Origin of the sequence: Pseudomonas cucumis, from assembly GCF_030687935.1 — a bacterium.
In the GTDB taxonomy this organism is placed as follows: domain Bacteria; phylum Pseudomonadota; class Gammaproteobacteria; order Pseudomonadales; family Pseudomonadaceae; genus Aquipseudomonas; species Aquipseudomonas cucumis.
Genome location: NZ_CP117454.1, coordinates 1,510,909 through 1,523,556 on the forward strand (window position 1 = coordinate 1,510,909; position 12,648 = coordinate 1,523,556).

The 12,648-nt window shown below is 58.7% G+C and carries 8 protein-coding genes; 5 read left to right on the forward strand and 3 right to left on the reverse strand.

The window, feature by feature from the left end:
* Positions 1-6 precede the first annotated feature (6 nt).
* Together PSH97_RS06810 and PSH97_RS06815 are read right to left on the reverse strand one after the other, a co-directional pair.
* Positions 7-852, reverse strand: coding sequence for an AAA family ATPase (locus tag PSH97_RS06810; protein WP_007898718.1), 846 nt, complete (start codon positions 850-852; stop codon positions 7-9).
* A 144-nt stretch (positions 853-996) separates the two neighbouring features.
* Entirely contained in the window at positions 997-2,073 is a 1,077-nt protein-coding gene (locus PSH97_RS06815) for a DUF748 domain-containing protein (protein WP_305448597.1), read from the reverse strand.
* Between the two features lie 126 nt (positions 2,074-2,199).
* Between PSH97_RS06815 and cysK the strand changes: the two genes are divergently transcribed.
* The 3 genes from cysK (at position 2,200) to PSH97_RS06830 (ending at position 5,619) form a co-directional block, all read left to right on the forward strand.
* Positions 2,200-3,174: a cysteine synthase A gene (gene cysK, locus PSH97_RS06820; RefSeq protein WP_305448598.1), complete on the forward strand. Its 975-nt coding sequence runs from the start codon at positions 2,200-2,202 to the stop codon at positions 3,172-3,174.
* A gap of 249 nt (positions 3,175-3,423) precedes the next feature.
* A complete protein-coding gene (locus PSH97_RS06825; protein ID WP_305448599.1) occupies positions 3,424-4,362 on the forward strand; it encodes an aspartyl/asparaginyl beta-hydroxylase domain-containing protein in 939 nt (312 codons plus the stop codon).
* Between the two features lie 393 nt (positions 4,363-4,755).
* The gene (locus tag PSH97_RS06830; protein WP_305448600.1) at positions 4,756-5,619 is read left to right on the forward strand and encodes a DMT family transporter; all 864 of its coding nucleotides are present in this window, start codon (positions 4,756-4,758) and stop codon (positions 5,617-5,619) included.
* Between the two features lie 111 nt (positions 5,620-5,730).
* Here the strand turns inward: PSH97_RS06830 and PSH97_RS06835 are convergent, their stop codons facing one another.
* A complete protein-coding gene (locus tag PSH97_RS06835) occupies positions 5,731-6,639 on the reverse strand; it encodes a DMT family transporter (RefSeq protein WP_305448601.1) in 909 nt (302 codons plus the stop codon).
* A 129-nt stretch (positions 6,640-6,768) separates the two neighbouring features.
* On the opposite strand from PSH97_RS06835, the gene aceK reads away from it, so the two are divergent.
* Positions 6,769-8,490, forward strand: coding sequence for a bifunctional isocitrate dehydrogenase kinase/phosphatase (gene aceK / locus PSH97_RS06840; protein ID WP_305448602.1), 1,722 nt, complete (start codon positions 6,769-6,771; stop codon positions 8,488-8,490).
* 167 nt (positions 8,491-8,657) lie between these two features.
* On the forward strand, positions 8,658-12,569 hold the full coding sequence (gene hrpA / locus PSH97_RS06845; RefSeq protein ID WP_305448603.1) for an ATP-dependent RNA helicase HrpA: 3,912 nt from the start codon (positions 8,658-8,660) through the stop codon (positions 12,567-12,569).
* Positions 12,570-12,648: the final 79 nt, after the last annotated feature.

Below are 12,648 nucleotides of genomic sequence, written 5' to 3' on the forward strand. Positions count from 1 at the left end.
AGCCTCTTAGCGGGTGCCGCGACGGCTCATGAACGCCAGACGCTCAAGCAATTGCACGTCCTGTTCGTTCTTGACCAAAGCACCGGCCAGCGGCGGGATCGCCTTGGTCGGATCGCGTTCGCGCAGCACGGCTTCGCCGATGTTGTCGGCCATCAGCAGCTTCAGCCAGTCCACCAGTTCGGAGGTCGATGGCTTTTTCTTAAGGCCCGGCACCTTGCGCACGTCGAAGAACACGTCCAGCGCTTCGCTGACCAGGTCTTTCTTGATGTTCGGATAATGCACGTCGACGATCCGTTGCATCGTGACGCGATCCGGGAAGGCGATGTAGTGGAAGAAGCAGCGGCGCAGGAAGGCGTCCGGCAGCTCTTTCTCGTTGTTGGAGGTAATGATGATGATCGGGCGCTTCTTGGCCTTGATGGTCTCGTCGATCTCGTAAACGTAGAACTCCATCTTGTCGAGTTCTTGCAGCAGGTCGTTCGGGAACTCGATGTCGGCTTTGTCGATTTCGTCGATCAGCAGAATCACCCGCTCTTCGGACTCGAAAGCTTCCCAGAGCTTGCCCTTTTTCAGGTAGTTGCGAACGTCGTGGACCTTCTCCGTACCCAACTGCGAGTCCCGCAGGCGACTGACCGCGTCATACTCGTACAAACCTTGATGTGCCTTGGTGGTGGACTTGATGTGCCAGGTAATCAACTTGGCGCCGAAGGACTCGGCCAGTTGCTCGGCGAGCATGGTCTTGCCGGTGCCCGGTTCGCCCTTGACCAGCAGTGGCCGTTCCAGAGTGATGGCGGCGTTGACCGCCAGCTTCAGGTCATCGGTGGCGACGTAGGCCTGGGTGCCTTCGAACTTCATCTGCTAATCCTCGAACGGTAACGCCGACCTGAACGAGGCAGGGCGGGGCGCAATAAATTGTCAGGCTCGACTATAACGCGCTGCCCGGTCGACTGTGAACGCAGACGACTTATTCAGTCTCTGAATGGGGCGTCACATCTTGACTCAGTCCGTATCCGGCTTGGGTCGTTCGTACTGGGCATTGAACGCCTGAATGAAACCATTACGTAAAATCTGCAAAAACGCCTCGAATGCGCTGATATCTTTCTGATGCACGCTGCCTCTGAGCTGGACGCGCGTCGCGAACTGGTTTTTCGGTTGATTCTTCAACACATTCTCGGTGCCACCGACGAGTGCTTCCCAGATGGAGCGAAAAATCCCTTTGTCTTTGTTCTCCACGTCCTGTTGCCAATTGAACACATCGACGTCCCGCAATAGCGGCTTGATGTAGCCAGTGAGTTGGCCCTTGTTGGCTTCGGCTTCAATAACCACGTCACCATGGCCGGAATTGAAGTCGAACTTGCCGTAAGCCGAGGCGAAGTCATTCATGCGTTTGAGTTCAAGGTTCCTGGCGCGCAGGCGGAATTCGAAGTCTTCGAAATTGCTGAATGGATCAAAGGTCGCCAGGGTTTCCAGTGGTGCATGCCCCAGCAACAGCGCCTTGCCTTCGAAACGGGCGTCGCGTTTGCCTTTGGTGTCGACCACATTGGTCAGGTTGTAAATGCTGGCATTAACCTGGGTGGCATTCATGTTTACGGGTGGTTTTGAATTGAAGTTTCGAAAGGTGACCCGCCCGTCGTTGATCCGCACCTCGTTCAGGGTAATCGGCATCAATTTTTCTAATTGCGCCCGCCAGTCAGTGCCCTCACCGGTCTGGGAGTTTTTCTTGTTGGCGCCACCATCGACGAAGTTCACCTCGGGTTTGTCGAACTGGGCCTCGCCCACCACGGCATGGTCGTACCAGAGTGAATGCCAACTGACGGAAAGGTCAATCAATGGCGCGTCGACGAAAGGCACGGGGACCTTGCCATTAACCTTGACGATTTTCAGTCCATTGATTTTGTAGGCGCCGCGCCACAGGGCCAGGTCTACATCGGTAATCTGCCCGCGATAGTCACCCATGTTCGCCAATCTCTCGTTGAGGTAATCGCGCACCATGTAGGGCAGGGCAATGTGCAGGGCAACCAGCAGCACAACAAGGCCGGCGAGGGTCCACAGGGGCCAACTGTATCGACGCTTCATGACGGCAAATCTCTGGCGGTATAAAGCGATTGACTGCGGGGCTAAGCGGACGTTCGACTGACTGGACGACCACGGGTAACAGGCATACCTTGGACAGCTAATTCAACGCTGTATAAGGACCCAGCCATGAGCCGTATTTATGCTGACAACGCCCATTCCATTGGCAATACGCCGCTGGTGCAGATCAACCGTATCGCCCCGCGCGGTGTCACCATCCTGGCCAAGATCGAAGGGCGCAACCCCGGTTATTCGGTCAAGTGCCGGATCGGCGCGAACATGATCTGGGAGGCCGAAAGCAGCGGTAAACTCAAGCCCGGCATGACCATCATCGAACCGACTTCGGGCAATACCGGCATCGGCCTGGCGTTCGTTGCCGCCGCCCGCGGTTATCGACTGGTATTGACCATGCCCGCATCCATGAGCATCGAGCGACGCAAAGTGCTCAAAGCCCTTGGCGCCGAACTGGTGTTGACGGAACCGGCCAAAGGCATGAAAGGCGCGATCGAGAAGGCCGCCGAAATCCTCGCCAGTGATCCATCGACCTACTACATGCCGGCGCAGTTCGAAAACCCGGCCAACCCGGCCATCCACGAAAAAACCACCGGGCCGGAAATCTGGAATGACACCGACGGCGCCGTCGACGTACTGGTGGCAGGCGTCGGGACAGGTGGAACCATTACCGGAGTTTCGCGGTATATCAAGAAAACCCAGGGCAAGCCGATAATCTCGGTGGCAGTGGAGCCTCTGGTGTCTCCAGTGATAACCCAGACAATCGCCGGGGAAGAGATCAAACCGAGCCCTCACAAAATCCAAGGCATCGGCGCTGGTTTTGTGCCGAAGAACCTGGACCTGTCGATGGTCGACCGGGTCGAACTGGTCAGCGACGATGAGTCCAAGGCGATGGCCCTGCGCCTGATGCAGGAAGAAGGGATTTTGAGCGGTATCTCGTGCGGTGCCGCCATGGCGGTGGCTGTGCGGTTGGCGGAAACCCCGGAAATGCAGGGCAAGACTATCGTGGTGATCCTGCCCGATTCTGGCGAGCGCTACCTGTCGAGCATGCTGTTCAGTGATTTGTTCACCGAACAGGAGAATAAACAGTAGGAGCTGCCGAAGGTTCGGGCCGCGTTCGGACGATCTTTTGAATCTTGCTTTTGATTCTCGTATGAAAGGGGGGCTGATTCAGGTCAGCCCCCGTTCAGGTACCTTGTGCTAATAAGTGTTTATTGCGAAATCCTTAACACTGAATGTGAGTTATGCGGGTTTTTCCCGAGGCCGTTAGTGTGGATCATGGCCGACTGCCACGTCGGGTAAATGGCGTTGTGCAAAGTTACTACTATCAAGGAGTTGTAGATGAGCTTTTCCTTTGTCGCGAAGGCTTCGGTGCTGTTGCTGTTCCTCGGCAGCACGCTCTATGTGCACTTGCGTGGCAAGGCGCGTTTGCCGGTTTTGCGTCAGTTCGTCAATCACTCGGCCTTGTTTGCACCCTATAACGCCCTGATGTACCTGTTCTCCAGCGTGCCATCCAGACCCTACCTGGACCGCAGCAAGTTCCCCGAACTGGATGTGCTCAAGGACAATTGGGAAGTTATTCGCGACGAAGCCATGCACTTGTTTGACGAGGGTTTTATTCGCGCCGCCGAAAAGAACAACGACGCCGGTTTCGGCTCGTTCTTCAAAAAGGGTTGGAAGCGTTTCTACCTCAAGTGGTACGACAAACCGCTGCCATCGGCCGAAGCCTTGTGCCCGAAAACCGTGGCGTTGGTCAGCAGTATTCCCAACGTCAAAGGCGCCATGTTCGCGCTGCTGCCCGGAGGCAGTCACCTCAACCCGCATCGCGACCCGTTCGCCGGTTCCCTGCGTTATCACCTAGGGCTGTCGACACCGAACTCCGATCATTGCCGCATCTTCGTCGACGGTCAGGTTTATGCCTGGCGTGATGGGGAAGATGTGATGTTCGATGAAACCTACGTGCACTGGGTCAAGAATGAAACTGAGCAAACCCGGGTCATCCTGTTTTGCGACATCGAGCGACCGATGAGCAATCGCCTCATGACCCATGTCAACCGCTGGATCAGTGGCTTGCTGGGGCGCGCCACTGCCCCCCAGAACCTTGATGATGAACGCGTTGGCGGGATCAACCAGGTCTATGCCTGGAGCAAGCGCTTCACCGACAAATTCAGCGGTATGGTCAAACAATGGAAGCGTCGTAATCCCAAGGCCTACCGCGTACTGCGGCCGGTGCTGGCGGTGGTGGTGTTGACCTTGTTGGGGTATTGGCTGTTTGGTTGAGGCCTGATGCCTGTTTCCTGGGTTCTTCCGTCAAGTCATTGCAATCCCTGTCGAGCGCTGGTTATAGTCGGCGCTCTGTGGTTTCCTGAACCACCTTTCACCCATCTAAAAAGATCAGCCCATGCCAGCTTCCTCCATCAAAGCGGTAGTCGATTCAGCGGTCAACGCTGGCGTCGTGCCGTGCGGGGATCAGCAGCCTGCGCAGATCAGTCATTACCCTCCACCTGTCAGTAGCACGCCGGTGTGCGCAGTCGTATCACCGCCGGGCGTTGGCTTTTCGGGCTGATCAGCTTTTCTCTGCTGTTCCCATGCCCGTCTGAAAAAGCGCCTGAAAAAACTACTGAATTTCAGCTTCGGCTGAGTTGGCTTTTTGCCTGACTACAGGTGGTATTCATGTTTGTCCTTTCGAAAAAATCCGCGCTCGCGGCGGCGTCCACGAGCCTGTTCATTTTGCTGTGGAGCAGCGGGGCGATTTTCTCCAAATGGGGCTTGGCCCACGCGTCGCCTTTTGCTTTTCTGCTGGTTCGCTTCGCCATTGCCTTGTGCGGGCTGGTGTTGTTGATGCCGTTGCTCAAGCTGAAATTGCCCAAGAGCGGCAAGCCGATGTTGTATGCGATGGCCACGGGTGTGGTGTTGCTGGGGGCTTATCAGATTTTCTATCTGCTGGCCCTCAACCTGAACGTCACGCCGGGAATGATGGCAACCATCATGGGCGTGCAACCGATTCTCACCGTGGTGATCATGGAGCGGCACCGATCAATAAGCCGGATGTTCGGTCTGGCGCTAGGCTTGGCCGGGTTGATCATGGTGGTTTACCAGGGCATCGGTCTGGCCGGCATGTCGTTGGCCGGCATGCTCTTCGGTCTGTTGGCGCTGGCGAGCATGACCTTCGGCTCGATCATGCAGAAGCGTATTACCGACAATCCTCTCGGCACACTACCGGTGCAGTACCTTGCCGGGCTGTTGCTCTGCGGGATATTTGTGCCGTTCCAGCCGATTCACGTCGAACACAGCATTGGGTTCATTGTGCCGGTGTTGTGGATGGGGTTGGTGGTATCAGTGCTGGCGACGCTGCTGCTGTATCGACTGATCGCCCGGGGCAATCTGGTGAATGTCACCAGTCTGTTTTATCTGGTGCCGGCGGTGACGGCGGTCATGGACTACCTGATTTTTGGCAATCGCCTGGCAGCATTGAGCATGCTCGGCATGCTGCTGATCATCATTGGTCTGGTATTCGTCTTCCGTAAATCTGCTTGATTCAAACAAGGCCCGGAGCATTGCTTCGGGCCCCGTTCCCACATTGGATCTTCGTCGTGACACCGATCCATTGTGGGAGCGAGCTTGCTCGCGATGGCATTGTCAACAGCACTACCTGGCAACCACTTCAACCGGTTTCACCACCGCCCGCTTCAACACTAACCACAACGCCACCGCAATCAACACTCCGCCATAAAGGTGCGCCATCGACAGCGGCTCATCCAGCAACAGCGCCCCCCACAACACCCCGAACGGCGGGATCATGAAGGTCACGGTCATCGACTTCACCGGGCCGATCGAGCTGAGCAAGCGGAAGTAAATGATGTAGGCAAAGGCGGTGCAGCCCAAACCCAACCCCAGCAATGACAGCCAGACACTCCAGCCGCCCCAGCTCGCCGGTGGCTGGCTGATCACGCTGTAGCCGAACAGCGGCAGCAAAAACAAGGTCGCGCCGAGCATGCTGCCCAAGGCCGAAAGGCGACTGTCGAGGCCACCGGCATGGTCGAGCCAGCGTCGGGCGAGGAATCCGGCAAAGCCATAGCAGGTGGTGGCCATCAGGCACGCCAGTGCGCCCATCAGCAGTTCCATGTTGAACGCCACCGGCCCGGCCCGGGTGAGGATGCCGACACCGAACAGGCCGAGAAATACCCCGCCCAACTTGGCGGCGGTGAGTTTTTCATGGAAGAACAGGCCGCCAATCAACACCCCCATCAAAGGCGTGGTGGCGTTGAAAATCGCCGAGTAACCGGCCGGCAGCACTTGAGCCGCTACGGAATAGAGCGTTGCTGGAATCCCTGAGTTAATCACCCCGAGCATCATCACTGTCTTGAGTTTGCCTTTGAAATCCCAGCTGATACGCATCAGGCCAAGGATCACCAGCAGCCCGACGGCGGCAATCGACACGCGAAAAAAAGCAGTGGGGATTGTGCCAATCACTGGGGCAATCACGCGCATGAACAGAAAGCTCGCCCCCCAAATGGCGGCAAGTGACAACATACGCAGGATATCGACGGGGTTCACAGCACTTTCCTTCCTTGATTGGCGCGCAAGTGTCGCGCCAGTCAGGACACAAGGCAATGGTTGCGTTGCATAACACAGGGCCACTAAGCTCAGGCTCCAACGACAAGAACAGCCGCCGAGGTTTTACCTATGCCGCAGCAATGGCCAGCCGCCGACATCGCCCGAATGATCCTCGATGGCTTTGACGATTACCGCGAGCATTTCCGTCAGATCACCGACGGCGCCCGAGCCCGCTTCGAGCAGGCCCAATGGCAGGAAACGCAAGTCGCGTCGGCGGCGCGAATCAACCTCTATGAAGAAAAGGTCGGCGAAACGGTAGGGCGCTTGCAGGCGTCGTTCGCGACCGATGTGCTGATGGATGTCAGCAACTGGCCGCTGGTCAAAAGCGCTTACATCAGCCTGATCGACCTGCGCTTCGACGATGAACTGTCCGAGACCTGGTACAACTCGATTTTCTGCGGGCTGTTCAGCCACGACCTGATCAGCGACGGCTGCATGTTCATCCACACCACGCGGCCGAGCCTGCGCCGTGCCCGGGCCGCGCAAACACGCATCTACAAGCCTCAGGGGCAGTTGTCTGGCATGCTCACGAGCATCTTTGCCGACTACCGCTTCAGCGAAGATTACGCCGACCTTTCTGGAGACCTGCGTCGCCTCGAAGCGCAGTTGCGCGAGAACCTGCCGGACTGGGTCTGCAAGGACCCGGAGCTGAGCGTCGAGCTGTTTTCCTCGGTGCTTTACCGCAACAAGGGTGCGTACCTGGTGGGGCGCATTTACACCCCCGACGAGCAATGGCCGCTAGTGATTCCGCTACTGCACCGCGAAGGGCGGGGCATCCAGATCGATGCGCTGATCACCGACGAAGCGGAGGTGTCGATCATCTTCTCCTTCACCCGGTCGTACTTCATGGTCGATGTGCCAGTGCCGGCGGAGTTTGTTGGTTTTCTGAAACGCATCCTGCCGGGCAAGCACATCGCCGAGCTGTACACCTCGATCGGCTTCTACAAGCATGGCAAGTCCGAGTTTTACCGGGCGCTGATCAATCACCTGGCCAACACCGACGATCAGTTCATCATGGCCCCCGGCGTGCGCGGCATGGTCATGAGCGTGTTTACCCTGCCGGGCTTCAACACCGTCTTCAAGATCATCAAGGACCGCTTCTCGCCGTCGAAAAACGTCGATCGCGCCACGGTGATCGAAAAGTATCGCCTGGTGAAAAGCGTCGACCGGGTCGGGCGCATGGCCGACACCCAGGAGTTCGCCGACTTCCGTTTTCCGTTGAGCAAGTTCGAGCCGGCATGCCTGGAAGAATTGCTCGAAGTGGCCGCGTCCACGGTATCGCTGGAAGGTGACACGGTGCTGATTCGCCACTGCTGGACCGAACGCCGGATGACGCCGTTGAACCTTTATCTGGAACACGCCAACGAGGCGCAGGTGCGCGAGGCGTTGGAAGATTACGGTCTGGCGATCAAGCAACTGGCGGCGGCGAACATTTTCCCCGGCGACATGTTGTTGAAGAACTTTGGCGTCACCCGTCATGGTCGTGTGGTGTTTTATGACTACGATGAGATTTGTTTCCTGACCGAAGCCAACTTCCGCCACATCCCGCAACCACGTACACCGGAAGACGAAATGGCCTCCGAGCCGTGGTATTCGATCGGACCGCTGGACGTGTTTCCTGAAGAGTTTCCGCCGTTTCTGTTTGCCGATTCGGGGCAGCGCAAGTTGTTCGATCAGTTGCACGGTGAGTTGTACAACGCTGATTACTGGAAAAGCCTGCAGGAGGCGATTCGGGCGGGGAAGGTGATTGATGTGTTCCCGTATCGGCGCAAGGGCCTGGACAACGAATAGCCTCAAGAGATCGTTCCCACGCTCTGCGTGGGAATGCAGCCCGGGACGCTCTGCGTCCCAAGAGCGTCCATTGAGGTATTCCCACGCAGAGCGTGGGAACGATCACAGCGGAGCCCAAATCTGCGACAATCCGCCCCCTGCGCCACTAGACGACTTTTGCGTACCTGATGACTGACGAATCGCCTTCAATCGACAAACTGCTGAAAAACCTCGATCACGCCATGCTCGCCGACCGCCACCGGCTGCGGCGGCAGTTGCTTGAGCTGCGCAAGAAACCTGACGAAGCCAAACTGGCCCAGTGGGTGACGCGTACGCAGGCATCCTGTGATCAGGTGTTGGCGCGGCGCGCCAGCCTGCCGGTGATTCGTTACGACGACAGCCTGCCGATCGCCGCCAAGCGCGACGAAATCAAAGCGGCGCTGCTCAAGCATCAGGTGCTGATCATTGCCGGCGAAACCGGGTCGGGCAAAACCACCCAGTTGCCGAAGATCTGCCTGGAAATCGGTCGCGGCCAGCACGGCCTGATCGGCCACACCCAGCCCCGTCGAATCGCCGCTCGCAGCGTGGCGAGCCGTGTTGCCGAGGAGTTGGCGACGCCGTTGGGCGCGCTGGTCGGTTATCAGGTGCGGTTCGAGGATCAGAGCGATTCCAACACCCTGATCAAACTGATGACCGACGGCATCCTGCTGGCGGAAACCCAGAACGACCGCTACCTCGAGCGCTACGACACGATCATCGTCGACGAAGCCCACGAACGCAGTCTGAACATCGACTTCCTGCTCGGTTACCTGAAAACCCTGTTGCCCCGTCGCCCGGACCTGAAAGTCATCATCACCTCGGCCACCATCGACCTGGAGCGTTTCTCCAAACACTTCGATGACGCGCCAATCGTCGAGGTCTCCGGTCGCACCTTCCCGGTAGAAACCTGGTATCGCCCGCTGACTCTGGAGCAGGACGAGGAGGGCAACCGTGTCGAGGATGACTTGACCGTGGATCAGGCGATCCTCGCCACCCTCGACGAAATCGCCGCGTTCGAACGCAGCGAGCGCAAGAGCCCCGGCGATGTGCTGGTGTTCTTGCCCGGCGAGCGCGAGATTCGTGACGCGGCGGACATGCTGCGCAAGGCCCAGCTCAAACATACCGAGATTCTGCCGTTGTACGCGCGGCTGTCGCCGGCCGAGCAGCAGCGGATTTTCCAGTCTCACCCTGGACGTCGCGTGGTACTGGCGACCAACGTCGCCGAAACCTCGCTGACGGTGCCGGGCATTCGTTACGTGATCGATAGCGGTACCGCGCGCATCAGCCGTTACAGCTACCGCGCCAAGGTTCAGCGCCTGCCCATCGAAGCGGTTTCCCAGGCCAGTGCCAACCAGCGTAAAGGCCGTTGCGGCCGGGTCGAACCGGGCATTTGCATCCGCCTCTACAGCGAAGAAGACTTCATCGGTCGCCCGGAATTCACCGACCCGGAAATCCTGCGGACCAACCTCGCAGCAGTCATTCTGCAGATGCTTCATCTGCGCCTTGGCGAGATCACCGATTTCCCGTTTATCGAGCCGCCGGATGGCAAAGCCATCAGTGATGGTTTCAACCTGCTGCAAGAACTCTCGGCGGTGGACCGCAACAGTCAACTGACGCCGCTCGGTCGCCAACTGGCGCGGTTGCCGGTGGACCCGCGCATGGGCCGCATGCTGCTGGAAGCGGCGAAACTTGGCAGCTTGCAGGAAGTGCTGATCGTCGCCAGTGCCATGTCGATTCAGGACCCGCGCGAACGTCCGCCGGAGCGGCAGCAAGCGGCGGATCAGGCCCACGCGCAGTGGAAAGACGTGGACTCGGACTTCGCCGGGCTGGTCAATCTGTGGCGTGGTTTTGAAGAGCAGCGCCAGGCTCTGACGGCCAGCCCGCTGCGCAACTGGTGCCGCAAGAATTTTCTCAATTACCTGCGTCTGCGCGAGTGGCGCGACTCCCATCGTCAGCTGAGCCTGATCTGCCGCGATATGCAGTTGAGCCTCAACAAAGAGCCGGCGGATTACCCGAAACTGCACAAAGCCGTGCTGTCGGGTTTGCTCAGCCAGATCGGCCAGAAAACCGAAGACGGCGATTACCTCGGTGCCCGTCAGCGGCGCTTCTGGATTCACCCGTCGTCGGGCCTGGGCAAGAAGCGTCCGCAATGGCTGATGACCGCCGAACTGGTAGAAACGACCAAGCTCTACGCGCGGATGGTAGCCAAGATCGACGCTGACTGGATCGAGCCGCTGGCCGGGCACCTGATCAAGAAAAACCACTTCGAACCTCATTGGGAGAAGAAGCGCGGTCAGGTCGTGGCTTTCGAACAGATCACCCTGTTCGGGCTGATCGTAGTGGGGCGCCGACCGGTGCATTACGGGCCGATCGACCCGGTGGTGTCTCGTGAGTTTTTTATTCGCGAAGGTCTGGTGCGCGGCGAGATTCAATCCAAAGCCAAGTGCTTGACGGCTAACCAGCAACTGCTGGAGCAGCTCGACGAACTGGAAGCCAAGGCGCGCCGCCGCGACATCCTCGCCGACGAAGAAACCCTGTTCGCCTTCTACGATGCGCGACTGCCGGCAGAGATTCACCAGACCGCGACCTTCGACAGCTGGTACCGGGTCAACAGTCAGAAAGACCCACAGCTGCTGATCATGCGCGAAGAAGACGTGCTGGCCCGCGAAGCCAGTGAAGTCACCGCCGCGCATTACCCGGACACCCTGCACATCGGCGATCTGGAACTGGCGCTGAGTTATCACTTCGAGCCCAACCATCCTCGCGACGGCGTGACCTTGCGGGTGCCGGCGCCGCTGTTGCCGATGCTGCCGCCGGAACGTCTGGAATGGCTGGTGCCGGGGGTGATCGAGGCCAAGTGCATTGCGTTGGTGCGCAACCTGCCCAAGGCCCTGCGCAAGAATTTCGTGCCGGTGCCGGACTTCGTCAAAGCCGCATTGCAGCGCATCACGTTTGCCGAGGGCTCGTTGCCTCAGGCGTTGGGCCGCGAGTTGCTGCGCATGACCGGCGCGCGGGTCAGCGATGAAGCCTGGGCCGAAGCCTCGCAGCAGGTCGAAAGTCATTTGCGGATGAACCTGGAAATCGTCGACGGTCAGGGCAAGTTCCTCGGCGAAGGCCGTGACTTGGCCGAGCTGACCGCACGCTTTGCCGAGGCCAGTCAGGCTGCGTTGGCAGTGCCGCAAACGGCGAAGAGCCAACAACCGGTGGAGCCGAAAGTCTTTGCCGCCGTGGCGGAAAAAACCCAGCAAAAAATCGCCGGGCTATCGATGACGGTGTATCCGGCGCTGGTGGAAGAGGCCGGCACCGTCAAGGAAGGTCGATTCTCGACCCCGGCCGAAGCCGAGTTCCAGCATCGCCGGGCCTTGCAGCGTTTGCTGATGCAGCAATTGGCGGAGCCGGCGAAGTTCCTGCGCGGCAAGTTGCCGGGGCTGACCGAGTTGGGCCTGATGTACCGCGAACTGGGGCGCATTGACAGCCTGGTGGAAGACATTCTGCTGGCCAGTCTCGACAGCTGCATTCTCGACGGCGAAGACCCATTGCCGCGCGATGGCGCCGGGCTGGCGTCGCTGGCCGAACGCAAACGCGGCGGCTGGACCGAGCACGCTGAACGGTTGGCCAAGCTGACCCTGGAGATTCTCAAGCTGTGGCACGGCCTGCAAAAACGCTTCAAGGGCAAGATCGACCTGGCGCAAGCCGTGGCCTTGAACGATATCAAGCAGCAGCTCAGCCATCTGGTGTATCCGGGGTTCGTGCGTGAAACGCCGATGCCGTGGCTCAAGGAACTGCCGCGTTACCTCAAGGCCGTCGAGCAACGTTTCGAAAAACTCGGCGCTCAAGTGCAGAAAGATCGGGTCTGGAGCGGCGAATTGTCCGGCCTCTGGACCCAATACCAGACCCGCGCCAACAAACACGCCCAGGAAGGCAAGCGCGATCCGCAGCTGGAACTCTATCGCTGGTGGCTGGAGGAATACCGGGTCTCGCTATTTGCGCAACAATTGGGGACCAAAGTACCTATCTCCGACAAGCGCCTGAACAAGCAATGGAGCCAGGTCGAACCGTAACCTTGTGGGAGCGGGCTTGCCCGCGATGGCGGCCTGCCGTTCAACATAAAATGTTAAATGTGATGGCCTCATCGAAGGC

Coding starts and splice junctions, on each gene's coding strand:
- hrpA (WP_305448603.1), top strand. CDS start 8,658: ATGACTGACGAATCGCCTTCAATCGACAAACTGCTGAAAAACCTCGAT.
- PSH97_RS06810 (WP_007898718.1), bottom strand. CDS start 852: ATGAAGTTCGAAGGCACCCAGGCCTACGTCGCCACCGATGACCTGAAG.
- PSH97_RS06825 (WP_305448599.1), top strand. CDS start 3,424: ATGAGCTTTTCCTTTGTCGCGAAGGCTTCGGTGCTGTTGCTGTTCCTC.
- aceK (WP_305448602.1), top strand. CDS start 6,769: ATGCCGCAGCAATGGCCAGCCGCCGACATCGCCCGAATGATCCTCGAT.
- PSH97_RS06830 (WP_305448600.1), top strand. CDS start 4,756: ATGTTTGTCCTTTCGAAAAAATCCGCGCTCGCGGCGGCGTCCACGAGC.
- PSH97_RS06815 (WP_305448597.1), bottom strand. CDS start 2,073: ATGAAGCGTCGATACAGTTGGCCCCTGTGGACCCTCGCCGGCCTTGTT.
- cysK (WP_305448598.1), top strand. CDS start 2,200: ATGAGCCGTATTTATGCTGACAACGCCCATTCCATTGGCAATACGCCG.